Here is a 25,583-nt window from a genome sequence, read left to right as displayed (position 1 = left end):
TTGGTTGGTTGGTTGGTTGGTTGGTTGGTTGGTTGGTTGGTTGGTTGGTTGGTTGGTTGGTTGGTTGGTTGGTTGGTTGGTATAGGCAACCTATTGAACTTTGATAATTCAAAATTTTTTAAATACAGTCTGTATGGAGATGGTATTCACCTGACAGTTGCCCACAAAAGGGAGTGGTCATACGGCTTCAAACCGGATAACAAAACGGTACCCCTACCGTGTTATCTGGAGTCACCATATGACCACCAACGAGAAAGTAGCACGTCATAAACTCAGCCTGCTAGAGCTCGCCAAAGAGCTCAATAACGTCAGAAAAGCCTGCAAGCTCATCGGCTACAGCCGCCAGCAGTTCTACGAGATTCGCCGTAACTACCAGACCTATGGCGCCGAGGGCTTGCTCGACAAACTCCCCGGCTGTAAAGGCGCTCATCCCAACCGGGTCGCTCCCGAGATTGAGCAAGCCATCCTCGATTACTCTCTCACCAGACCAACCCATGGCCCGCTGCGGGTCGCGCAAGAACTGGCTCTGCAAGGCATCAACGTCAGTGCGGGCGGTGTGCGTGGCGTGTGGCAACGTCACGACTTGCTCTCCAAGCATGACCGCTTGTTGCGCCTCGAGAAAACCCATAGGGAACAGACGATTGAGCTCAATGACGAGCAGATCCGCCTGCTCGAGCGCTTCAGCCCCGAGTTTCGCGAACGCCAAATTGAGGTTCACTACACCGGGGAACTGGTGGCGGTCGACACCTTCTTCGTCGGCGCACTCAAAGGGGTTGGCAAGGTGTATCTGCAAACCGTGCTGGACTGCTACAGCCGCCACGCCTGGGGACGGCTCTACACCAGCAAGCTGCCGGTGACCTCGGTTCATGTGCTCAACGAAACGGTCCTGCCGTTCTTCGAAGCCCATGAGGCTCGGGTCTATACCATCTTGTCGAACAACGGGCGCGAGTTCTGTGGGCGCCCTGACCATCATCCCTACGAGCTGTTCCTGCAACTGGAGGGGATTGAGCACCGGACCACCAAGGTACGCAGACCGCAGAGCAACGGCTTTATCGAGCGGCTACATCGTACCCTGCTGGATGAACACTTCCGTATCAAGGGGAGGACAACCTGGTATGAGTCGGTAGAGCAGATGCAGACAGACCTGGATAGCTACCTGGAGCACTACAACATCCAGCGGCCACATCAGGGCAGGATGATGGAAGGACAGACTCCCTACAGCATGTTCAAAAAGGGTCTGAAATTGATACCGAAGGAAGTGCGCACTAAAGTAGCGTAAACAAGACACCGGTTTGAGGCCGGTGTCAGGTGATAACTAGATCTGTACAGCTCCGCTCAGTTCACTTGTCGCCTGACAGGGGATCTCCTGTTGGGACTTGCCCATCTGACTCTCTAGGTTGGTTGAGTCAGAGGATCAGCTCCCCGGATTCGCTGAAAATTTCGGATTTAGTCAATAACCCACTAAAATTCCACAATAATTAAATTTTTTCCTACACTCAGACTAACGCTCACAGGGATGTCACTATGAACTTATCCATTAAAAACAAGCTGGTCTTGGCTATCGGGATCATCATCCTGGTGATCACCGGCCTGCAAGTCTGGTACAACACCTCACAACTGCGCACTGAAACCCAGAGACTGGTCTGGAGCATCATTGACGAAAGCTCCATGGCCAACGTCAAGGGTATCTCCAACTGGGTCGATGCCCGCATCAGCATGGTCAGTACCACCAAGGAAGCATTCACCAAAGAAGATGAACCCATCAGCCATCTGGCCCAAGCCATGAATGCCGGTGGCTTTGAGGGGGTCTATGCCGGTACTGCTGACGGCAAGATGCTCGAGAGTACCCCCTCCGGCCTGCCAGCCGATTATGACCCCCGTCAACGCACCTGGTACAAGGATGCAGTTGCCGCCGGTAAACTGGTCATCACTGCGCCCTACGCCGATGTCTCTAACGGCAGTTTGATCGTCACCATCGCCGAGCCATTCCAGCGTGGCAACACCCAGGGGGTTATCGCCGGAGATGTCTCTATCAGCGCCCTTATCTCGGATATTCTGACGGTCACTACCGAGGGGACTTACGCCATTCTGGTCGACAGCAACGGCACCATCATCGCCCACCCCGATGCCTCCCTGAGTCTGAAACCCGCCACAACGCTAGCCCCCGAGTTGACCGCGTCTTACATCAATCAGATCGCTCATGACGGTACGATCAACGAGCTGGTGATCAGCGGTAAGAAAGAGGTCTTTGACTTTAACGCGATCCCCAACACCAATTGGTATTACGGCATGATGGTGGATGACGAAACCGCTTACCAGTCGGTACGCCGCATGGTCACCTCCTCACTTATTCAGGGACTTATCACCATATTGATCGTGGCTGGCTTCTCCTATGTCGCCATCAACAGCTCGCTAGCGCCTCTGAAAACCCTGGGCGAGGCAATTGCCGATCTCTCCCGTGGCAACGGCGATTTGACCCGCCGCCTCAAGATCGAGCGTGAAGATGAGGTGAGCGCGGTTGCCAAACACGTCAATACCTTCATTGAGCGGCTCCATGCTATGGTGCAGGACATTTCCAACTCCTCCGGCCAACTCAACCAGCAGGCCAAGTCCTCCCACAGCATGGCGGAGAAGGCCAATGAGGGGCTGGCTCGCCAGCAAAACGAGATCACTCAGATCGCCACTGCGGTCCATGAGATGTCGGCAACTGCGGTCGATGTTGCCAGCAACGCCGAGCAAACTGCCGAAGCGGCCCGCAGCTCCTCCAGCAGTTGCGAGCATGGCAAACAGGTGATCGCCCGCAACCAGCGCTCCATCACCGATCTGGCCACCCAGGTGGAACAGGCCTCCAACATCATTCAGGAACTGGAGAAAAACGCTCAGGAGATCAACACCATCCTCTCCACCATTCAGGGCATCGCCGAGCAGACCAACCTGCTGGCGCTCAACGCTGCCATTGAAGCGGCGCGTGCCGGTGAACAGGGCCGTGGCTTTGCGGTAGTGGCCGACGAGGTGCGCGTTTTGTCACAGCGTACCCACAGCTCGACTGTCGAGATCCGCAGCATGATCGAAACCCTGCAACGCAATACCCAGGGAGCGGTCAGCACCATGCACGAAGGCCAGCAGCTGGCCCAGAACAGCGTGGATGACGCCAACAACGCCACCCATGCGCTGGAGCAGATCACCACCTCGATCAACCAGATCTCCGACATGGCGACCCAGATCTCCAGCGCAGCCGAAGAGCAACGAGCCGTCACCGACGAGGTAAGCCGCAACATTCAGGCGGTCAAAGATGTCTCGGACGAACTGGCGTTGGATGCAGACAGTTCACGTCATCTCTCTGAACAACTTAAAAATATTTCGGATGAACTGAGTAATCAGGTCGGTATGTTCCGCATTTGAGTATGAGTAAAGGGGGCGTATATGCCAAATGCCACTCAGTTAAGGCTCCAGAGGCCGCTCCCCTGATGTGTAAAAATCCGAAACCTTTTGATTTGGTTTCGGATTTTTTATGCTTATCGACTAAGGAAGAGGCGAACAAGTTGATTGCTCCTTCATCATAATCAGCCTACTCACGTTTATAATTTCATTACTCCATTCGCACCGTCCTAAAAACATCCGATTACATCTCTATCTTGTTGATATGAAACTGATATATCCATAGCTTACATTAAGTAACGTTAAAAACGTTTGCCATAGTTCTTACATGTGATTGAATATTCGCCGCTCAATTTTTGAGCATGCAAAGGTTATGGATATTAGAATGGATAGTGCAATGTTGTTGCCTGCGGAAAATGCGGGTCATACGAGCCCACCTCGTATGACCCTTTTATTATCTCGTCTGCAATTTGGGGCGAAGATGAATGTTTTGATGGGACTTATGTTGTTGTTAAGGAAGGTGCGAATAAGCGGGGAAATTCTTCTCGGCTGACGCAGTCATTTCATTTCTTCATGTTTGAGCCGATTTTTTCTCCCGTAAATGCCTTGAATCAGCCTATTTAGACCGTTTCTTCGCCATTTAAGGCGTTATTCCCAGTTTTTAGTGAGATCTCTCCCACTGACGTATCATTTGGTCCGCCCGAAACAGGTTGGCCAGCGTGAATAACATCGCCAGTTGGTTATCGTTTTTCAGCAACCCCTTGTATCTGGCTTTCACGAAGCCGAACTGTCGCTTGATGATGCGAAATGGGTGCTCCACCTTGGCCCGGATGCTGGCTTTCATGTATTCGATGTTGATGGCCGTTTTGTTCTTGCGTGGATGCTGTTTCAAGGTTCTTACCTTGCCGGGGCGCTCGGCGATCAGCCAGTCCACATCCACCTCGGCCAGCTCCTTGCGCTGTGGCGCCCCTTGGTAGCCGGCATCGGCTGAGACAAATTGCTCCTCTCCATGCAGCAGATTACCCAGCTGATTGAGGTCATGCTCGTTGGCCGCTTAGAGATCCCCTCATTTTTTAGAATGATAGCGGCACGTTGATCGAAGATATAAACATCTGCTCATTGCTGAAAAAGCCAAACCACGCTACAGACCGCATAAAACCTGATTTCCTTTCTTTTTACGCTTCACTGTATTTGCCGGTCAAAAAGAAGAGGGCATTCTTGGAGTCCGCGCCACGCCTAGCTCATATGAGGGGATGATTAAGCGTTGGCCGCGGTGGTGACTAGGCTGTGGGTCAGGCCACTCTTGGCATCGACACCAATGTGGGCCTTCATGCCAAAGTGCCACTGATTGCCTTTCTTGGTCTGATGCATCTCCGGATCGCGTTGCTGCTCTTTGTTCTTGGTCGAGCTGGGTGCCTCAATGATGGTGGCATCGACCAAGGTGCCTTGAGTCATCATGACGCCTGCTTCGGCCAGACAGCGATTGATGGTCTTGAACAATTGGCGGGCCAGTTGATGCTGCTCCAGCAGGTGGCGGAAATTCATGATGGTGGTGCGGTCCGGCAAGGCGCTATCCAGGGATAACCGGGCAAACAGACGCATGGAGGCGATTTCGTACAGAGCATCTTCCATCGCGCCATCGCTCAGGTTGTACCAATGCTGCATGCAGTGAATGCGTAGCATGGTTTCCAGCGGATAAGGTCGCCGGCCATTACCAGCCTTGGGGTAAAACGGCTCGATGACTTCCACCATGTTTTGCCATGGCAGAATCTGCTCCATGCGGGACAAGAAAATCTCTTTTCTGGTCTGACGGCGCTTACTGCTGAATTCACTGTCGGCGAAGGTGAGCTGATGACTCATGATGAACCCTTTTTCATGGCTCCAGATGACAAACATGATCTCATATCAGGGACTTGTTCGCACCTTCCCTAGCCAAACGACTGGGGTTAAAATGATAAAGATACATAGCTATGGGCCATTATAGAGTTGCATCCTGCATATTGGTTAACGTGTTGATTTATAGTGTTTTTTATGCACGTATGGTGTAATGTGACGCTAGCATGGTATTGAGAATGTAGTTATGGATAACAAAGTTTCAATCGAAGAAATGCAAGCATTAAAAGTATTGCTTGTAGATGACCACGCTATATTGCGGGCAGGAGTCAAAGCTACACTCTCAACAGATCACCTTATGAAGGTGATTGCAGAGGCTGGCAATGGTAAAGAAGGATTAGATCTGGCAGTAGAATATGAACCAGATTTAATATTGCTTGACCTTCAAATGCCAGTGCTTAATGGATTAGAAACGCTGAAGAGAATCAGAGCAAAGAAAATAAAAAGCAAGGTCGTTATCTTCACCGAGTCAGATTTGGAAATTGATGTTGTAGAAGCGTTTAGGTTCGGAGCCAATGGATATCTTTCAAAAAATATTGAACCGCTTGATTTAATTGGCTTCATTAAGAGCATATGTGCTGATACATCAATTGAAAGTCCTCAGTCAAACAATAAAGTAATGTCAATCTCATTATCAGATAGTAATGTTGGCATTATTGAATCATTAAGCCATAGAGAAATTGATGTAGTAAAACTTCTTGCTGAAGGTCACTCAAACAAAGTCATTTCAAAATTATTATATATATCTCATGGGACGGTAAAAATACATGTGAGAAACATTCTAAGAAAACTAAAATTAAAGTCTAGAGTTGCTGTTACTGTATGGGCACATAACCGAACTATTAAGTAACTATAATTTAAAAATGTACATAAATAAAAATTAACTTGATATTTTTATTGTTGCAGATTATTGCCATACTAGTTAACGACTCTCTTAAATCATATGCCCATAGGGTGCATATGATTTATAAATTCTGCTTGCAACGATACATGGCCTCATCCGCCAAACGGAGTAACAAGTTTAGATCTGGTGGTGTAGTTGCATCATATTCCACATAGCCTATAGAACAAGAAAGGTTATATACCTTACCGCTATGCTTATTGAACTCATCAAAGATCTGATTTATTCGATTATTGATTGATTCAATATAGTTAATGTTTGTTTCTGGGAGTAAAACCACGTATTCATCACCACCTAATCGAGCACAGATATCAGCATTTCTAAAAATCAAGTTGATCAAGCTGGCGGCTTGGCACAATGCATCATCTCCAACATCATGACCAAATCGATCGTTTATAGATTTGAAATGATTCAAATCTATAAACAATAATGAAAGGCCCCTTTTCGTTCTGTATGCATGTTGCAAGTACCTCTCAGCCAGAAGAATAAAACCTCGCCTGTTGGTTATCCCCGTCAACTCATCTATTGTCGCCATTTGAACTGCACGTAACTCGCTTTCAACTGTTAATGCCAAGTCGGTAAATAAAGCTCTATCCTTTTCTCCAAAAGCCCTAGCCTTACGGTCTATAAGGCACAACGAACCGATATGCAATCCATCAGTTATTACTAATGAATGACCAGCATAGAATCGGATGTATGGCTCCCCTTGAACCATTGGATTATTATAATAAAGAGGATCTTTGGTTGCATCCTCAATAACAAGCATGCGTTCTTTGAGAAATCCATTTTTACAAAAAGAGATATTAGGAAGAGGTTCATGGATGTTTAGGCCATAACAAGGCTTGGCCCACTCGTGTTCATTGTCTTCGAATGAGATCAGGGCAATAGGCACATCAAACATGTTGCGAGCCATTCTTGTTATACGAATGAAACGTTCCTCTGTTGGGGAGTCAAGCACTTGGAGACGGCGCAATGCATCTAAGCGAAGAAAGTGGGGATCACTGGTTTCAGAGAACGGTTGCATCCTTGCGGCCTTTTACGTTGTGTCCGAAGCGATGCTATTATGACACTCATTTGGATATAACTAAATAGAATGCTGGATTACGGATGACAGATTTTTAGCGCGGGTATGCGAAAATACACACATTTGGTTTTCTAATGAGACCATCACTAGGGGGGCAATCGAAACTCATTCGTGTTGTTCTATGAAGGCGAGGATATCATCGAGCACCCCAGACGCTTGTAAAGCACCATGGCACGAACTGGATTTTAAATTAATCATAATAGCAAAACTGCTCTTGCAGTTGTTCTACTCTACCCTCGGTTTTCATTTTTTTTAGCATTAAGGCCAAATCTTTCGCTAGCCTTGAGTGTTTTTTATTAAGATACGCATAGCCTGCCAAGGTATCAACAATTCCTGCGGAATATATTTTATTATACTCGGTCGATTCCGCAAGCAATGCTTGCTTGCTCCTATCAAATACCAGAGTCTGCTCCACAAATACATCAACGCGTCCTTTTATCAGTTTTTTCAATCCCTGCTCAGTTGTGTTTACCTCTGTCGGCAGGGGGGAGGTAATAAGCTTGGAAAGTGCGTCTTCGGCGCGTTTTGAGCCTCGCCTGAATTCAACTCTTAATCCTTCCTTATCTAGGCTATGCCAAGAATTATATTTTGATTTATTGTCATACACATAAGCTTCAATAGTCACGTTGAAATGTGATTCATTCACTCTGATCAAGTTGGTTGTTTGCTGTTGGTATTCAAATGCCCGATGAATTTCACCATCAACACTGCCATTCTCCGCGAGGATCGGTGCTCTTCCACCAGGAACGCCCTGATATAGAAATTTATATCCCAATCTAGAAAATGCCTCGCTATAAATATTATATAACCAGCACCCATACTTTGAATGATAAGTGTCCGCTGAACTAACTAGAACAATTTTGGTATCAACAGCAATAGCGCATGAAGAAAGTGTCGCAAGGAAAATTAACAATATGTTTCTTATGTTGTATTGTGAAAACATACATACCCCACATTGACACATCCCACTTTTAATATAGCTCACGTTAAAAAATTCGCCATGCTAAATGAAATTAAAATACTGTTGGTGACATTTCTCACGAGATATGGGCTCGCGCCACTTAAATAGTGTTTCTTCCAAAATGGTTTGCTCTGCTGAAAGCTAATGTATAGGAATTCGAGTAGCAAGCCATCAATGCATATTCATAGACAAGTAATTAAAATTATACACAGACACTGAATAAAATAAACAAGATCCCCATGATTAGGGTATCTTGTTTCATACGGTCAATTACTTCTTTACCAGTATAAAAATGATTTCTCTAAGAAATGCTCAGATAGTTGTATTTTTGGCGACAGCTATTTATCGTTTCACTTTGCATGAATACATCTCTTCATCTGCGTGCCGCAGTAGTTGATCTAAATTAGGCGGCATACTAGCATCGTAAATCACAATTCCTAAGGAGCATGACAACTGGTATGGCTTACCACTATGACTATTGAAGTCATCTATTGCATGATTCAGCCGCTCTTTAATTCTCTGACAATGTTCACTACCAGTGCCAGGTAAAAGGACAACGAATTCATCCCCACCAAGGCGAGCGAATATATCAGCATCGCGGAATACTCGGCATAACAACTCGGCCATATGTCGCAACGCGTCATCGCCAATGTCATGACCAAACTTATCGTTAATTAGTTTGAAGTGATTTAGATCTAAAAAAAGTAAGGCCGCTGTGTGTTTTACACGAAATGCATATTTCAAACTTTTTTCGGCGAGCAGCATGAATCCTCTACGGTTAGTTATCCCCGTCAATTCATCTATGGTTGCTCTCTGAACGGCTTGTAACTCACTCTCAACCATGGATGCCAAATCAGCTAACAGCGCTTGGTCTCGTGGGCTAAAACCCCTGGGTTTAGAGTCTATGATGCACAATGTACCCAGCTTCAAACCGTTCCCAACTTCTAGTGGATGGCCTGCATAGAAGCGAATGTGTGGTTCCCCCGTGACTAAGGGGTTGTCAGAAAATCGTGGATCTTGGGCCGCATCTTCAACTACAAACAGTTCTTCACCGAGAATTGCATGACCACAAAAAGAAATGTCTCGCGGTGTCTCCAATACCGGCAACCCACAACATGACTTGAACCACTGTCTGTTTTCATCCACCAATGAAACCAATGCGATGGGCACATCAAACATGTTGCGAGCCATCCTGGTAATCCGGTCAAAACGCTCCTCTGCGGGGCTATCAAGTATCGCTAAACGGCGCAATGCGTCTAAGCGAAGCCGTTCGTTATCCGGTACTACAGGGCTTTGCATCAACATCTCCTTGTTGTGTGGGCACTGTACGCTGCCAACATATACTGTGCATCTGTAGATCTGATGTACTGACAGTATATTACAGTAGGTAGACCTATGATTTCGAGCCATCTCATCTTTGATGACAGGAGCAGTGTTTGCACTCTTGGTAGCGTGGTTGTCGCTCGCTCGACAAACAAGAGCTCGCCTAGAATCCCCCTAGGCTGTGTTCTTAAAGTGATGAAGATATAATCTCACATCTTCTCAACAGCTTAAGATCCATTCCGTGTCCCGCCGTTATCAGCTGACTGATGCACAATGGGGGCTTATCGAGCCCTGTTTCCTTCTCGAAGCCTGATCGGGCGCCCTACCCGTGAAACGCGCCAAGTGCTCGATGGCATTCTCTGGATACTCCACACCGGAGCTCCTTGGCGAGACCTTCCAGAACGTTTCGGACCATGGAATTCGGTCTACAACACCTTCCGGCGTTGGCAGGATGCAGGCCGGATTGATGCCATTCTGGAAGCGCTGCAACTCAAGCTCAATGAAGAAGGGCTCATCGATTTCGACCTGTGGTGCCTGGACGGCTCCAATGTCAGAGCATCCAAAGATGCTGCCGGTGCACGTAAAAAAACACCTCAATGAATCAAGCCCTTGGCCGTTCGCGGGGAGGTTTCGGCAGCAAAATTCACTTGGTCACGGACGGTCATGGCTTACCACTGAGCTTCTGCCTGTCACCGGGGCAATCAGCAGAAATCAGCTATGCAACAAGCGCGTTGGCCATGGCGAGGATACCAACGTCATCAGGTCGCTACCGAACACGGCCAGCGCATCTTGCCGCAGACAAGGCCTATAGCAGCAAAGCCTTTCGAGCCGAGCTACGGCGGAGAAGGATAAAAGCGGTCATTCCGCAACGCAGCGACCAGCAACGGCGCCATAAGGGGCGTCCATTGGTACTGGACAAGGTGCATTACCGCAGGCGCAATGTCGTGGAGCGGTGCTTCGGTTGGTTGAAGAAGTTTCGCCGGTTTTCAACGAGATATGAAAAGCTAGCCAAGAGTTTTGCAGCCTTTATCAAACTGGCATTCTGCCTTCGCTACTTGCGCGAGTTATGTGTGGACAGAAAACCAGCATTTTGAGAACACAGCCTAGTTTTATTCGACCATCCTAGCAAAAAGCCATTCCGCAGTTAACTTGTTTGTCATTAATGAACTAACCTCATATCATCAAGTCTCCCAGTTTTTGCATCTGGATGTTTCACGATGGTCAGAGTCATTTTTCAAGCCAAGGTACATACCTCCGTTGATTCAGGCGGGTGGGTCGAAGTCCCACATTTATGCTTGCAACACTGCGTTATAGAGGACTTTAAGGCTCACCCTCGCTGGAGAAGATCCATCTCATCTTTAGAGCTGGATGAGATTCTCGAACAGCACACCACTAGGTTGTTTGGGGAGGCCAGGCGATTAGATCTGAACACTGTGCCTGAAGGTGTCTCTGTAGATGTGTTCGGGGCTTTGGCTATTGTTACTATAAATTTGATGCAGTGTGACACATACCATTGAAAATATAATATATTCAGACACTTATGGCTTTAAAGCTCAGGCCATCGTCTTCATCGTAGACAAACCTTAACGTTCAGATTGTATGAACGGTAGTAAGTAGTTATCGAGCAAGTCGTCCTGAGGGGGCTCGTTCAGGTTCGAGGAGGGTGATCACAATGATGGGCTCATTTAAAGCTTTCTGGTATGGTTAGCCCATCAGATTTTTTCAGACAGGATGTCGGTGTAATGAGTGATAAAACCCAGTGGAAAACATAGTCATTGATTTCCCGCATGCGTCTTGGGTTAGGGAAGGTGCGAATAAGCGGGGAAATTCTTCTCGGCTGACGCAGTCATTTCATTTCTTCATGTTTGAGCCGATTTTTTCTCCCGTAAATGCCTTGAATCAGCCTATTTAGACCGTTTCTTCGCCATTTAAGGCGTTATTCCCAGTTTTTAGTGAGATCTCTCCCACTGACGTATCATTTGGTCCGCCCGAAACAGGTTGGCCAGCGTGAATGACATCGCCAGTTGGTTATCGTTTTTCAGCAACCCCTTGTATCTGGCTTTCACGAAGCCGAACTGTCGCTTGATGATGCGAAATGGGTGCTCCACCTTGGCCCGGATGCTGGCTTTCATGTATTCGATGTTGATGGCCGTTTTGTTCTTGCGTGGATGCTGTTTCAAGGTTCTTACCTTGCCGGGGCGCTCGGCGATCAGCCAGTCCACATCCACCTCGGCCAGCTCCTTGCGCTGTGGCGCCCCTTGGTAGCCGGCATCGGCTGAGACAAATTGCTCCTCTCCATGCAGCAGATTACCCAGCTGATTGAGGTCATGCTCGTTGGCCGCGGTGGTGACTAGGCTGTGGGTCATGCCACTCTTGGCATCGACACCAATGTGGGCCTTCATGCCAAAGTGCCACTGATTGCCTTTCTTGGTCTGATGCATCTCCGGATCGCGTTGCTGCTCTTTGTTCTTGGTCGAGCTGGGTGCCTCAATGATGGTGGCATCGACCAAGGTGCCTTGGGTCATCATGACGCCTGCTTCGGCCAGCCAGCGATTGATGGTCTTGAACAATTGGCGGGCCAGTTGATGCTGCTCCAGCAGGTGGCGGAAATTCATGATGGTGGTGCGGTCCGGCAATGCGCTATCTAGGGATAACCGGGCAAACAGACGCATGGAGGCGATTTCGTACAGAGCATCTTCCATCGCGCCATCGCTCAGGTTGTACCAATGCTGCATGCAGTGAATGCGTAGCATGGTTTCCAGCGGATAAGGTCGCCGGCCATTACCAGCCTTGGGGTAAAACGGCTCGATGACTTCCACCATGTTTTGCCATGGTAGAATCTGCTCCATGCGGGACAAGAAAATCTCTTTTCTGGTCTGACGGCGCTTACTGCTGAATTCACTGTCGGCGAAGGTGAGCTGATGACTCATGATGAACCCTGTTCCATGGCTCCAGATGACAAACATGATCTCATATCAGGGACTTGTTCGCACCTTCCCATGATTGACAGCAAGTGACGCCGCTTTGGCCCTTTCCTCACGGCTTAGGTAGATATAGCTTCCTGTAGAACCCAGTGCGCCAATCGAGTCAACATTGGCTAGAGCTAATCGCTCTATCAGGTGGATATAGGCCCTTTCATCGATGCCGTGATGGTTGACGGGCGTCAGGGGAAAAGCACTTAGTCCTGAAAACATCTCTTGTGTTCCCTAGCCATGAAATTAATCAAAATTCAACCTTCTCTTTGGCAGAAGAAGGTTGAGATATAGAGAAACGCGATAAATAAACTTATTTATTCTTTATCTTCAACGTATGTAAATACAATTTGCGCTTCTGGCATCATTTTCTTGAGACCAGAAATAAGGTCATCACTAGCAGCCTGTAGGGCCTCACGCGGCATTTCTGGCAGACTTTCTAAAATGAACCACATCTTTTTTGCATGCTCATCCAGTCGAGTTCTTACACCTTGACGCCAATTCCATCTACGGCAGGTTACTCCTGCTTCATCTCTCCAAATGACTTCCCCTTTCTCTGGTGGTTCATTTGCTGGCTGGCCTGATTTGACTGTATCAAATGCTTCTGTACCTTCAGCAATTGTTAGGTGTGGTATCCCAACATATGCTTCGTAGTTTTCACCACCGACAGGAATTGCATATTTAATGCTGATGGCATTATAGAGATCAACGATAGGATCTGCACTTGTGATCCCACCATCCTTTAGGACTCTATTACGTAAAGCCTCGGCAGAGCATGGCGTTCTCTTCGGTTTTGCACCAAACGTCTTAAATACCTCTCCCCATGCAGCAAGGTGTGCTTCGGCCCAAGTAGGATTATCCTCATGCACACACTTATATGAGTCTAAAAGTGCCTGAGTCGCTACATCAGAATCAATTATTTCTGACGCCAAGACCGTAATACTTATAGCGCGAAATCCAGGGGCAATCTCAAATATCTTTGGACTAATCAAAGGTGCAACTGGCATGCAATGCCTCCATCTATCATATCTTCATCAATCCTCTCATATTATTCTCATCCTAGCATTACTAAAATCAATAAGATTTGAGTAAATCACTTCCAATTCATTGATTTTTTCTGTAATGAAATTTTGAATGCTCAATCTATTATCTACAGGATTGCAGAGAGGTTTACGTTTTTGAATAGTCAGTATATTGCATAAACTTATCCATAAGCTCAAATTATTAAAACTAAGCCATCATTAGCTAAACTGATTGCGCTTGGTGGTCAATTGGATAGCATGGACTGAAACGTGTATGGATACGGTATTCACCTGACAGTTGCCCACCAAAGGGAGTCGTCATACGACTTCACACCGGATAATAAAACCATACCCTTACCGTGTTATCTGGAATCAGCGCATGACCACCAATAAGAAAGTTGTGCGTCAGCTACAGCTCGCTGAGCACCAACGTCGATTGCTCTCCTTGGCGGCAACACGTCCCTTATGTGCCCGCAGGGTCAATGGTGCAGCCGGTATTCTTTCCAGCAGCAGTCCATGATCGCGTATGACGCGATATACCCGTTTGGCGTTTACCAGAGGCTGTCGTGTTGCCTCTGACTGACGCCGTAACAGCGCCCAGACTCGACGATAGCCATAGGAGTGAAGCTCAGCCATCGCCTCCATGATCCGGCCAAGTAAGGCAGCATCATCATGCAGGCGATGATGACGACCATCTTGCCAACCTGGTTTTCGATGAACACGAACGGATAGCTGAGCACGCGATACATTAAGGGCTTGGCTCACACCACTTAATCGTCGTCCCCCGGCAACAAGGGCGCATGCGCAATCCATTTTTTGCTCGGCCATACTCCACGGCTTCTTTGAGGATCTCGTTCTCCATGGTCTTCTTCCCGAGCAGACGCTGGAGCACTCGGACCTGCTTGATGGCAGCAGCCAACTCGGAGGCAGGAACAACATCCTCACCGGCGGTGATCGCCGTGAGCGACCATTCTTGGAATTGTTTGCGCCATTTGAAAAGCTGGTTGGCGTTGACGTCGTGCAAGCGAGCGACATGAGAGACGGTCATCCCAGGCTCAAAGGTCTGCTGCACGATAGCGATTTTCTCTTGCGGAGTCCGGCGTCGACGGCGCTCTGCCCCTGTTAATACTTCGACCATCTTCTCGTTGTGACTAGTACTGCACATAGTTTCAAGACTACCTCTTAAGTTAAGAGGGGCGAAGTGTCTGGATCTTTAAGGGGCCAATCTAGTAACCAAGACCTCAGTTTGAGGCTGGTCTCAGGTGATAAGTAGATCTGTACAGTCTGTAAACCCCCATTCATACAGTCGGTGTTCAGCATTTCCTATGTATACTTTCCGACCACTCATACTCAATTAAACACAAAAAACAAGAGAGATGTACAGAATTGAACAATAAAATGCATACAACTAATAACTCATCTTATATTAAGACAGTACTTCATACAGTCCTATTTATTATTATAATGTCCATGATTGGCATGACTTCAGGTTGAACTTATTATTATATTTCAACCAGACACAACAATGAATCAATAGTAGTTACCGTAAATATAGCCATGTCTATTAATGTCAGGGGTAAATGACTTATACACTGCATAATGGAAAGTCAAAAGTTATAACAACCCAATCTTGTTAAAAAGCCACATCGACTCTCACCTGATTAAATACATTATAAAACAATTCAATGCAGAGGTTAAATTGTTTATTAAGAACAGTTTAAAAGAAAATAGAGATAAGCTTCAGCATGCTTTTAGCTCATATATATATGACATTTCAGCAATTGCACTACTTCTATTACCATTAACACTTACAAACTCATTGTGTGTTTTGCTTGGGCAGGGCTTTGCTCACGCAAATTATGCTACTATATCAGATCTACTAATTCAACTTTCACACACTTTAATTAATTTTTATCCTCTTGCACTGTGTGTGTTAACTAGTTACTATTTATCTCACAAAACATCTATAAATAGTGGTACTTTTATTGTATACGCAATAATACTATTCTATAGTTTATCTCATGCAAACAACTTATACTCCCCTGTTTTTCACCTCCCAAATAACACTATATTGGCTTTAGTAAGCCCGATTTTAACCTTAATCTACTGCAAGAAGGTTACATTACGAGATCTTGTTCCACATTCACTCGATTTCCCCTTAGCCATCTCTTTGCATGTTGCTCGGTTTTCTTGTTTTGCAATTCTAGTACTTGGTCTATCTACACTTAGTAAGTATATATTTAATTTATCTGTTGAGAACTTCGGCGAATATAGACTTAATCCATTAACTTGGTCAGGCGGACTTCTATATCAGACCATATTAGGCTTGTTAGGTTCAATTGGTATTAATGGGCATAACTTCCTACTTCCAATAAAACAAATGCTTTATCAAGCTACAGAACATAACCTTGCTGATGCACATGCTGGAATAGTGCCTGTAAATATTGTTAGCCAAGGGTTCTACGATGCATTCCTCTCCATGGGGGGGTCTGGCAACAGCATTTGTTTACTATTCTGCATTCTATTATTTTCACAGAACCGTAATCATACAATGCTAGCTCTGGCAGCTTTGCCAATGGTTGTATTTAATATAAATGAAGTCTTATTGTTTGGGCTACCTATAATTTTCAACCCACTACTCATAATACCATTTATTTTTGTACCATTAATTAGTTTTGGCATTGCTTATTTTGCTATATCTATTGGCCTTGTAAACCCAATAATTACAACTATAGATTGGATGACACCACCATTGTTGAGTGGGTATATAGCGATGGGTAATAGTATCGATGGTTCGCTATTGCAATTATTTATAATAACAATTGGCATATATATATATAAACCATTTTATATTTCGTTTGCAGGCACGGGTATAAATGAACGGAATGATGGCTGTGATATCAAACGGATCACTCTTGGTCATCTGCTAGCAGAGATTAGGTCCTCCGCACGTAACAATCAAGAGCGAGCAAAAGCACAAATACGAGTTGAAGGTATGGTAAAAAAAGGAAAATTCTTAATGTACTACCAATGCCAAGAGTCCAGCTCAAACTCACCGTTAAGTGTAGAGGCTCTCATTCGTTATCTTGATGAGTCAGGAGAACTCTGTGGTCCGAGTTTTATATCTGATTTTCAACAATTAGATGCTATGCCAATGCTCGATTATATTGTTATTGACCTAGTATTAGCTGACATGCAGAAAATGCCATTAAATAGATTAGAACGTGTCGCGCTTAACATTTCCGCTTCCACATTTAGCCAACGTAATTTTGTTTGCTACTTAACATCTCGTATAGAATTTTTTGAGGTTGACCCGAATAAAATTGAGATTGAGATTACTGAAGAAACTTTACTTGATAACACGGTAGAATTATCTAATACCATTAAGAAGTTACAGTCGCTTGGGATTAATGTTGCCATGGATGATTTTGGGGCTGGATTCGCGTCTTTCCCACACTTAATGAAATACCCATTTGATAAAGTAAAGCTTGACCGTTCATTATTGAAAGATTGCTCTACATATAAAGGTCAGCAGTTATATAAACTACTAGTTCAGATAGGGAATCTGGCCAAATGCCAAGTGCTCGCAGAAGGAGTAGAAACCGAATGGGAGAAAGACTTTGTTATTTCTTGCGGAGTTAAAAGAATTCAGGGATATCAAATTTCCCGCCCAGAACCACTAGCAAAATTTTTGGATAGAATATAATGCCGCTATTTTTTTAAAAAATAACTTTTGTCTTTTTAAGATAAAAACATATCAAACACGTAGAAATAGTGGCGCACCTTATTCCAAGAATAATGGTATACAAAGCGCAGGAAATTTTATCGCTATCGTTAGCGGAATATCATTTATCTTTGTTCATCTAATTGAACGTAGGAGGGGTAAACAAAGTGAGAGCATCTCAATCTAGATTAAATTATTTATTCTTCAAAGCGTTGTCACTTATAATACTGCTAACTTTAATGCTGACTACTTACATGGCTATAGTTAATTACAAGCATGTTGTTAGATTGCACTTGGTTAATTACAATCACCTGTTAACCGTTCTTGAAAAATCGTATTTAAAAAAGATTTTCAATACCAACAAGATTCAACTGGAAGTTCTGTCTGCACATTTAGATCTAGATGCTTTAAGAAGTGGAGAATCTGCTATTAATCAATACTGGCCAATTGTACATCGTATTAAAATGCCAAATCAGCACGCTATCCATTATTACGATCTAAATTCAAATACAATTGAAAGTTATCCACTACAAACAACTATAGGTTACTTTAAGCCTCAGCATCGACCATGGGCTGACCTCCTTAATAAGAGTACTGATGAACCATCTTGGGTTGGTATATATGAAAAAGTAGATAACAGCTCAGTATTGATTTTTGGAAAGAAAGTTATTGATTCCACTGGTACAACAGTTGGTTTATTATTAGTTGATGCCCCTTTAGAATCACTACATCAAACTCTTAGTTATTCCCTCGGAGAGCTTAATGCATCTTTATATTTAGAACATAAACCATCACAAAACTTAATTTCAATTGTAAACCCTAACTTGCTAGATGCAAATACAAATTTATCACCAAAAAATTATTTTTCTTTGGCAAAGACTTGGAATGGCTATTTAATTTTACATGAATTACCCGGGTCAGAATGGCAATTGGGGCTATATTTACCACCTAGTCATTTTACAGACATACTAAAATCAGAAATGAGTAAAGTACTTTTCCCAACAACTGCTATTGCGCTGTTGGCTGGGTTTGGAATCATGCTATTAATTCGTATATTCAAACATGAACAAACATTGATATCAGATAGAATTCAGCAGATTGACAACAATGAAATTGAAAGAGTATCGAATGATAAAAAACTTTACTCTTGGTTTGTTGGAAAAAATCTAGATGAGATAGAGGCTCTTGAGAAAAAGTATCATATTCATCAAAAAGAACTTCGATTAGATCCTCTTACAGGTGTGTTCAATCGTAGAGCATTCAACCAAGACCTAGAAGCGATTGATATGTCTTCATCAGATTATACACTCATACTTATAGATCTTGATGACTTTAAAAAAATAAACGACAACTATGGCCATCAACTTGGTGATCTAGTTTTATGCAGAGTAGTTGATACTTTAGTATCAGTTCTTGGTCTAGAAAATGTGTACAGAATTGGAGGTGATGAGTTTGCAGCAATCCTAATGGTTGATTCAGAGATAGTTCCTAAACTTTTAGATCGGCTTCAGAAGCAGGTATGTAAACTAAAATGGCGAGAAAAAAACTGTACCGTTACGCTTAGTATTGGTGTAACGAAAGGCCAACGTAATTACATAGAGGCAATATCACTTGCTGATGCAGCCCTATATCGTAGCAAGGAAAAAGGCCGTAATTGTTGGAGTTACTAATATAATCCCCCGGAAAACTGGGGGACATATAATAAAATATATCTCGTATCTTGAGATGCTGGAGGTTGTACACTAGAAAATCACGCTTTAGCGATTCTCGAGCCATAACCATCGTCAAAGGTGAGTCAGCTCACCAACCTAGGCTAGGGAGGGTGAGAACAAGTACCCTCCACAACAAAACTGAAAATTTTAGTCGATTTAATTCAAATGCTTACAAAGGCGTATTTTTGTACTTGGTGACTTATTCGCACCTTCCCTAATAAAAAATGCTTGATAGATAAATGGAAAACATGCACCACAGTCAGTGGTGCAACCTATAAGACATAGTTGACCTGTACAGAACTATCATTCTGTCCTTGCTCCACGAGAATGAGATGATGGGCCATTGTTTACATTTTAGGTTTAAGGAATGAGCCATATCTATATGTTTAAAAACAGTCACTCTCTACGGCACAAATCAGTAACCCACTGCTGCACCTGAATATTTCTCTCGATTTTGATATAAATCTGCTCACGACATTTATATTTGGCTCATCAAACTAACTATTTCAGCATTATTGAACCAAATATACTGCCGCTTTTAGCAGCAGTACCATTTTTCAAGCCAACGTCCACAGAGAGCCGCCCATCAATACAGTTTCTCCATGCGCTGAATACAGCGACAACTGGCGCTTTCCTGGCTGCGGGTAAATACGACTGGACAAGGTCGCATCCCCATCGTTAACAAATACCTCCACAGACGAGAGATCCAGGAAAACACGAAGTGTCAGATGAACCCCATCAGGCAGAGCAATGCTGCGATAACCATCCAGTCCCTCATCCGGGTAATAACGCCAGAGTACCAACCGTCCAGCTTGGTTATCTACATAGAGCCGGAGCCCTTCCCCCAAACGGATTCCATAGTGTTCTGCTTGACTGTCGCCGGTATGCCAAGTCAGTTCAAGCTCTACAGCATTCGCATCTTCAGTGAGCAAATGTGTACCGCTAAGCTTCTCAAATAGTAGCGGCTGGCGGGCTTTACGAAGAGACTGAACTTCTTTGACAGGACGCTGGCACAAACGCCCATTGCGTTCATAAAGCTCTCTCGGTAGTGTCAAACAGCCCGCCCACGCTTCGCGCTTGGTAGGCATTGGGGACTCCCACATGTTCATCCAAGCCATTATGATTCGTCTGCCGTCATCAGCGACAAAAGATTGCGGAGCATAAAAATCATGCCCGTGGTCAAGTTCTTCGAATTCACCGGTTACGGCAAATGCAGTTCCAGGTTGCCAGTGACCAGGCAACACACCACTCTGAAAACGGTTGCGAAATCGGAATTTTTCCTCTTTCATCCCCTGTGGAGAGAACATTAGCCAGTGGTGGTCGCCACAGTGGAAGAAGTCCGGGCATTCCCACATATAGCTTGACCCAGAGGCCGAGTGCGCTAGTACCCGTTCCAGATGCCAGTCCCGCAGTGACGTACCGCGATATAGAAGTACCTGACCGGTATCAGAAGCATCTCGTGCGCCAATAACCATCCACCAAAATCCATTCTCCCGCCAGACCTTCGGATCACGAAAATGCATGATTCCTTCCGGTGGGGTCAGCACACATCCCTGTTTTTCAAAATTAATTCCGTCACGACTAGTAGCTAAACACTGCACCTCACGGATAAGACTGTCATCCCCTCGCTCTTCCAGACAGACATGGCCAGTGTAGACCAGCGACAACTCTCCATTATCGTCCACAGCACAACCAGAGAAACACCCATCTCTGTCATATTCTTCACTTGGAGCCAGTGCAATCTGTTCGTGTTGCCAGTGCAGCATATCTTTACTGGTGGCATGTCCCCAGTGCATAGATCCTTGATGCTCGCTTGCAGGGTGGTGCTGATAAAACGCATGATAGCGTCCACCAAAATATATAAGCCCGTTCGGGTCATTCATCCACCCGGCTGGAGGAGCCAAATGAAATGATGGATACCAAGTAACACCGCGATGACTAAGGAGTGAATCAAGTGCAGAGTGTGCAGTCGCAATACGTTGTTTCATACGCGGACCTCCTTAAGTTCTATTGTAGGTTCTGTTGAAGAAGTTACCGATTTGCGGGAATTACTCAGGGTGAATATAGATATGACGGTAACAGCCAAGACGATTCCACCCAGTACCAGATAGGTGCTCTGGAATCCAATACTGTCATACAGGTGACCTGCAAAGATTGAGAGGAATATCGCTGCCAATTGTTTTGAGAATTGAAAGCCGATCAGATAAATAGATGCTGATAGCCGGATATCAAAAACACCTGAGATATACTTGAACGCGCCGACCAATAGGAATGGCACTTCTAGAGCATGTAGCATTTTCAGGATAACTACTTCAGTTGCTGTAGTAGCAAAGGCCGACCCAGTGATGCGGATAGCCATAATCAGTCCAGCAACAATCAACGTGTTTTTAGCACCGATGCGGTTAATCACCCAAGGAGAACAGAACATAATGATGGCATTGCAAATCTCGCCAGCCGTAGTGGCAAAACCAAATGCTCTAATCCCCTCCTCTGGTGTATCAAAAAAGGATCGGAAGAATGTAGCAAACTGCTGGTCAAAAACGTCATAAACGCAGGCAACTCCAATCATGTAGAGCATAAACATCCACATCTGACGCATACGAAATAAACTAAATACCATTTTTCCGGAAATCACGGGGGAGTTCGCGCCCAACGCATTCATGACCATCGCCGTCTGACTGGTTCCTGGACGCGCCAACGCCAATAAAAGAACCAGCAATAACGCGCAGCCTGAACCCATCCAGAACACCAGGGATGGATCAATGTTGAAGAGTAGTCCTGCCGTGGTGGCACAGAGAGCCCATCCTAGACAACCGAACATCCTAGCCTTACCGTATTCAAACCCGCTGCTGCGGCTGACACGTTCAATATACGCCTCAATGGCACCGGCCCCAGCTGAAAAAACAAAGCCGATATATAATCCACCACTCAGAGCTCCAGCCCAGATGCTAAACCGCAAGAGCGGAGCAAACACGTACAGAAAGAAAGGGGCGAACAGTACCAGAAGCAGGCTAATGAGCCACATCAGATGTTTTTTTAGGCCAAGACGATCTGAGATAATCCCCAGCAGAGGCTGGAAACTAATTGCAAACAATGACAAGCATGAAAAAACAATTCCGGTATCTGTTTTACTTAATCCAACAACGTCAGACAACCAAACAGGTAGAAATGGAAAACAGGTTGCCATAATGAAAAAGTAGAGAAAAAAGAACAGGCCGAAAATCCAGAAATCCTTTTTCTTATGAGTACTAGGCGCATTCATTATTTTTATCCTCTCGGGATAGAATAGAAAGGGCCGAGACCGGCCCAGGTCTTATTATGCCAAACGCTCAAGAGCTATTAGCATGGCGCTTTCCGGATCCAGTATGGGAAGCTGAATACCAGCCAGTGCTAGCCATTCTCCGCAGACCTCGGTGTTCTGGCACATCCATTCTGGCAACCTACGCATGGTATGCCCCCCCTCACCAACCAGTTGAAGATCGGGATGATCAACAACGTGGAGGCGATAACGGGCCTGCGCTTCCAACCCCGGGATACGCAGGGTTCCCGGTAAGGTGTTATCAGGCATCGCGAGCTGACTCACGAGAAAAAGCGCCTGCGTTTGATCTGAGCTCACGACGCCTTGAACCTGAGTTGCAACGTCTGGCATATCAACCCGCCACAACGTGCCGGTGTGAATAAGCTGACGCCATTTTTTGTAGAGCGCAGCATATCGACAGTAACCAGCAGATTCGTCTTCACTTGCTGTCACCGGGTCCAGCTCTAGGCCCATATGCCCAAAAAGAGCCGTCAAGCCGCGAAAAGCAATGCTGTGTTGCCGGAAGGTGGCATGGCAACGATGGCTACCAATGTGTGCTCCCATAACCTCCGGAGGGAAGAAGTAACTCATCCCACGCTGTATGGTGCATCTCTCTAAGGCATCATTGTTATCAGAAGCCCAAAAACGATGTGTGCGAGCAAGCACCTCAAAGTCGATACGCCCGCCACCAGAAGCACAGGATTCAAACTCAACTCGAGGGAAACGTTTTCTCAAAAGCTCCAATAGCCGGTAAAACTGTCTGGTCTGTGAGTCCACCGCTGCACGACCTTCATGCCCCGCTTGGACAAGTTCACGGTTCATGTCCCACTTCACATAGTCAACAGGGTGTTCGCCCAGTAGCCATAAAAAACGTTCATAAATGTATGTAAAAGCTTCGGGAATATTCAGGTTGAGAACGTACTGGTGTCTTCCGGTTGGTTGTGTATAGCCCGGCATTGATAGCACCCAATCGGGATGCAGGCGAAAGAGGTCAGAGTCTGGATTGATCATTTCGGGTTCTAGCCAAATTCCAAACTCCATGCCAAGAGATTTCACATGATTAATCACTGGCATTAGCCCATCTGGATATTTCTGTTCATCTAGATACCAGTCACCTAGGGCTGCATGATCATCATTGCGCCCTTTGAACCAGCCATCGTCGATAATGAATCGCTCGACACCAAGTGCTGCTGCGCGCTCAGCCATCTGCGCGATGTAGTCAGGGTTGTGGTCAAAATAAATACCTTCCCAAGTGTTGAGGTGCACCAGACGAGGTTTCTGATCAGGGAAGTGAATGATTTCATCACGCAAAAAACGGTGATATTGCTGGCTCATGCCGTTGAGACCATCAGGGGAATGGCAGGCGTACAACCAAGGGGTATACAGGGTTTCATCCTGCTTAAGTGCTTTCTCTCCAGGCATCCATAAGGCTTCCGCCTGAAGGTAACGTCGCCCGTCAGTTTTGACCTCACATTTCATGCGATGGTTTCCGCTCCAGCCCAGATGTGCAGCCCACACCTCACCTTGCTGTTCAGAAAAGCCAGGAGTACCTGCAATCAGCGCTGGAAAATGCTCATGGGACGTTCTGCCCCGGCGGTTTTCTAAGACAAAACCATCATGTGTTAGTCGGACCCGGTGCGGTTGAAACTCGCGTGTCCAGCGTCCATGAAAGGCCATCACTTCTCCCGCTCGCTCAGCCACAGGTAAAGTGATCGCGAAACGATTAACCTGCCAATCCCCTTCACGGAGGTTCGTTAGGGCATGCCGCATTTTCAGTACGCCTGAAGATGTCAGTATCAACTCACTCACCATCCGTAGGCCCGCCACCGAATCCTCACTCGTCAGAGTGAGTACTTCTCCGATCTGCTCGACTCTGACGGTTCTGAACACTGGCGATGCATCGAGACCATTTCGGTGTCCCTCCAGCCCTGGAGAGCCAAAAAGTCCTAGTCCGTTCTCAGCCATTAAGGTCAACGGCGTGTCTATATCTAGACGACCATTCGCAACCGGTCTTTCGAGGCTAATACAGTCATCTGGATTAAAGTGTTGCAGAGCGGATCCCCACCAAACTATCTCGGCATAAGGGTGAGTTTTAATAATCAGGTTTGAGTGGGGGCTGCTCAGCCTGCGGTACGTCGGTTCCATAAGACATCTCCGTTTTCGAGTATGTCCTACTGTTGATCCGAAACGTTTCGGCCATCAACCAAAACGTTTCGGATGTGTGATCTGGTTAAAACTAAGACGAAGGGGGAAGGGCTGTTTTACCCGGATTAAAATCCGGCTGCCAGAGCACTTGCAGCGTTTCCGGAGAAACATCTGTGATGAGTTTACGTATCATGTCAGCAACCTGACGGCCGACACGCTCTCTTGTTGACTGAAGAACGGCTGCCACATCCAATTCTATGATACTGTCCTGTGGCAAACCGTCGTAGACAACTAGAGAGACTGCATGCTCTCCATATAGATGGTCAGAAAGCAACAGCGATATGGCTGCACCGTCACCACTCAAGTCGCTATCGGTAATAATGGCGGTAGGGGGAAGTGGAAGTGACATTAGCTCGTTCACAGCTTGGTAACCAGCGCGTCGTGTAGGGGTAATTAAACGTAGCCAAGTCTCAGGCAAGCTATGTAGACTTAGGGCATCTCGCCAACCTTGGCGTCGAGCCATGACATAGGCCCGGGAACTATCCTCACTAAGTAATGCAATTCGCTGATGCCCAAGTGCAATGAGATGCTGCGTGGCATGCCACGTGCCCGCATGGTTATCAAAGTCAAACCAAGCACAGGGAAGACCGGACAACACTTTTCCGAGAGCCAGAAACGGTATGCCAGCCTCAAGAAGGTGTATCAGGCGCGGATCGTTGTCCAACGTGTGAGCCACAATCAGAGCATCAACCCGGCGGCTTTTGACCAAACGCATATAGCTGTGACTGTCAGCCCCCTCATCATCAGCTATCAGCAGTAAGTCGATATCATGCTTGGCCAGTTCACGGCTTATACAACTGACCATATCCATGAACACACTGCTGTTAAATGGTACGGCATGTTCAGGAAACACAAAGCCAACCGCATCAATTTTCCCAGTTTTAAGTCGTCTTGCTTGGGTGTTTGGACGGTAACCCCGACGTTGTGCCTCCATCTCCACACGCATACGGGTCTCTGCCGAGACATCAGAAAACCCACCAAGCGCTCGGCTGACAGTGGTGACAGAAATTCCGAGTTCGGCAGCAATAGCCTTAAGTGACATATCTTCTCCTGCTGTTAACTAATCGCTCTTGGCTGTGTTCTCAGATGTTCGTTCTTGTCACGCCATAG

At 46.0% G+C, this 25,583-nt stretch carries 15 protein-coding genes and 4 pseudogenes; 6 read left to right on the top strand and 13 right to left on the bottom strand.

All coding sequences use genetic code 11. The features are described 5' to 3' along the window. The first annotated feature begins 238 nt into the window (after positions 1–238). A complete protein-coding gene (locus tag G5229_RS20105) occupies positions 239–1,279 on the top strand; it encodes an IS481-like element ISAs19 family transposase (protein WP_100654372.1) in 1,041 nt (346 codons plus the stop codon). Between the two features lie 245 nt (positions 1,280–1,524). Then, positions 1,525–3,402, top strand: a complete 1,878-nt coding sequence (locus G5229_RS20100) for a methyl-accepting chemotaxis protein (RefSeq protein ID WP_100654373.1) — start codon at positions 1,525–1,527, stop codon at positions 3,400–3,402. A 637-nt stretch (positions 3,403–4,039) separates the two neighbouring features. Here the strand turns inward: G5229_RS20100 and G5229_RS20095 are convergent. Further along, positions 4,040–4,432, bottom strand: a pseudogene (locus tag G5229_RS20095) (transposase); the annotation flags it as partial. Between the two features lie 218 nt (positions 4,433–4,650). Then, positions 4,651–5,238: pseudogene (locus tag G5229_RS20090) on the bottom strand (IS5-like element IS5B family transposase); the annotation flags it as partial. Positions 5,239–5,458: 220 nt separating this feature from the next. Between G5229_RS20090 and G5229_RS20085 the strand changes: the two are divergent. Continuing rightward, positions 5,459–6,121: a response regulator gene (locus tag G5229_RS20085; RefSeq protein WP_144716203.1), complete on the top strand. Its 663-nt coding sequence runs from the start codon at positions 5,459–5,461 to the stop codon at positions 6,119–6,121. A 115-nt stretch (positions 6,122–6,236) separates the two neighbouring features. On the opposite strand, the gene G5229_RS20080 is transcribed toward G5229_RS20085, so the two are convergent. From G5229_RS20080 to G5229_RS20070, 3 genes are all read right to left on the bottom strand, one after another. Beyond that, positions 6,237–7,196 (bottom strand): sensor domain-containing diguanylate cyclase, encoded by a 960-nt coding sequence (locus G5229_RS20080; protein ID WP_080602637.1) that lies wholly within the window; start codon positions 7,194–7,196, stop codon positions 6,237–6,239. 250 nt (positions 7,197–7,446) lie between these two features. After that, the gene (locus G5229_RS20075) at positions 7,447–8,199 is read right to left on the bottom strand and encodes a transporter substrate-binding domain-containing protein (RefSeq protein ID WP_186301956.1); all 753 of its coding nucleotides are present in this window, start codon (positions 8,197–8,199) and stop codon (positions 7,447–7,449) included. Positions 8,200–8,559: 360 nt separating this feature from the next. After that, positions 8,560–9,516, bottom strand: a complete 957-nt coding sequence (locus tag G5229_RS20070) for a sensor domain-containing diguanylate cyclase (protein WP_151286328.1) — start codon at positions 9,514–9,516, stop codon at positions 8,560–8,562. Between the two features lie 265 nt (positions 9,517–9,781). Here G5229_RS20070 and G5229_RS20065 point away from each other — a divergent pair. Next, positions 9,782–10,634 (top strand): annotated as a pseudogene (locus G5229_RS20065) (IS5 family transposase). Positions 10,635–11,489: 855 nt separating this feature from the next. Here the strand turns inward: G5229_RS20065 and G5229_RS20060 are convergent. From G5229_RS20060 to G5229_RS20045, 4 genes and pseudogenes are all read right to left on the bottom strand, one after another. Beyond that, the gene (locus G5229_RS20060; protein WP_247824038.1) at positions 11,490–12,470 is read right to left on the bottom strand and encodes an IS5-like element IS5 family transposase; all 981 of its coding nucleotides are present in this window, start codon (positions 12,468–12,470) and stop codon (positions 11,490–11,492) included. 45 nt (positions 12,471–12,515) lie between these two features. After that, positions 12,516–12,734: a dihydrodipicolinate synthase family protein gene (locus tag G5229_RS20055; protein WP_235634715.1), complete on the bottom strand. Its 219-nt coding sequence runs from the start codon at positions 12,732–12,734 to the stop codon at positions 12,516–12,518. A 95-nt stretch (positions 12,735–12,829) separates the two neighbouring features. Further along, on the bottom strand, positions 12,830–13,519 hold the full coding sequence (locus G5229_RS20050; RefSeq protein ID WP_100652441.1) for a B3/4 domain-containing protein: 690 nt from the start codon (positions 13,517–13,519) through the stop codon (positions 12,830–12,832). Between the two features lie 435 nt (positions 13,520–13,954). Continuing rightward, positions 13,955–14,672: pseudogene (locus tag G5229_RS20045) on the bottom strand (transposase); the annotation flags it as partial. Between the two features lie 561 nt (positions 14,673–15,233). On the opposite strand from G5229_RS20045, the gene G5229_RS20040 reads away from it, so the two are divergent. Both G5229_RS20040 and G5229_RS20035 read left to right on the top strand, forming a co-directional pair. Beyond that, entirely contained in the window at positions 15,234–17,240 is a 2,007-nt protein-coding gene (locus G5229_RS20040; protein WP_247824045.1) for an EAL domain-containing protein, read from the top strand. Between the two features lie 272 nt (positions 17,241–17,512). Beyond that, on the top strand, positions 17,513–18,928 hold the full coding sequence (locus tag G5229_RS20035) for a GGDEF domain-containing protein (RefSeq protein WP_186301952.1): 1,416 nt from the start codon (positions 17,513–17,515) through the stop codon (positions 18,926–18,928). A 599-nt stretch (positions 18,929–19,527) separates the two neighbouring features. Here G5229_RS20035 and G5229_RS20030 read toward each other — a convergent pair. From G5229_RS20030 to G5229_RS20015, 4 genes are all read right to left on the bottom strand, one after another. After that, entirely contained in the window at positions 19,528–20,958 is a 1,431-nt protein-coding gene (locus G5229_RS20030) for a glycoside hydrolase family 32 protein (RefSeq protein ID WP_201952314.1), read from the bottom strand. Next, the gene (locus tag G5229_RS20025) at positions 20,955–22,232 is read right to left on the bottom strand and encodes an MFS transporter (RefSeq protein WP_201952317.1); all 1,278 of its coding nucleotides are present in this window, start codon (positions 22,230–22,232) and stop codon (positions 20,955–20,957) included. The genes G5229_RS20030 and G5229_RS20025 overlap by 4 nt, the downstream gene beginning before the upstream one ends. 54 nt (positions 22,233–22,286) lie before the next feature. After that, positions 22,287–24,413, bottom strand: coding sequence for an alpha-galactosidase (locus G5229_RS20020; RefSeq protein ID WP_201952320.1), 2,127 nt, complete (start codon positions 24,411–24,413; stop codon positions 22,287–22,289). Positions 24,414–24,504: 91 nt separating this feature from the next. After that, positions 24,505–25,515, bottom strand: a complete 1,011-nt coding sequence (locus tag G5229_RS20015) for a substrate-binding domain-containing protein (RefSeq protein ID WP_201952323.1) — start codon at positions 25,513–25,515, stop codon at positions 24,505–24,507. Positions 25,516–25,583 lie beyond the last annotated feature (68 nt).

It is taken from the genome of Aeromonas sp. 602396, from assembly GCF_049173735.1.
Taxonomy (GTDB): Bacteria; Pseudomonadota; Gammaproteobacteria; order Enterobacterales; family Aeromonadaceae; genus Aeromonas; species Aeromonas veronii_A.
The sequence above is the reverse complement of the archived record's forward strand: the minus strand, read 5'-3'. Positions and strand labels throughout refer to the sequence as shown.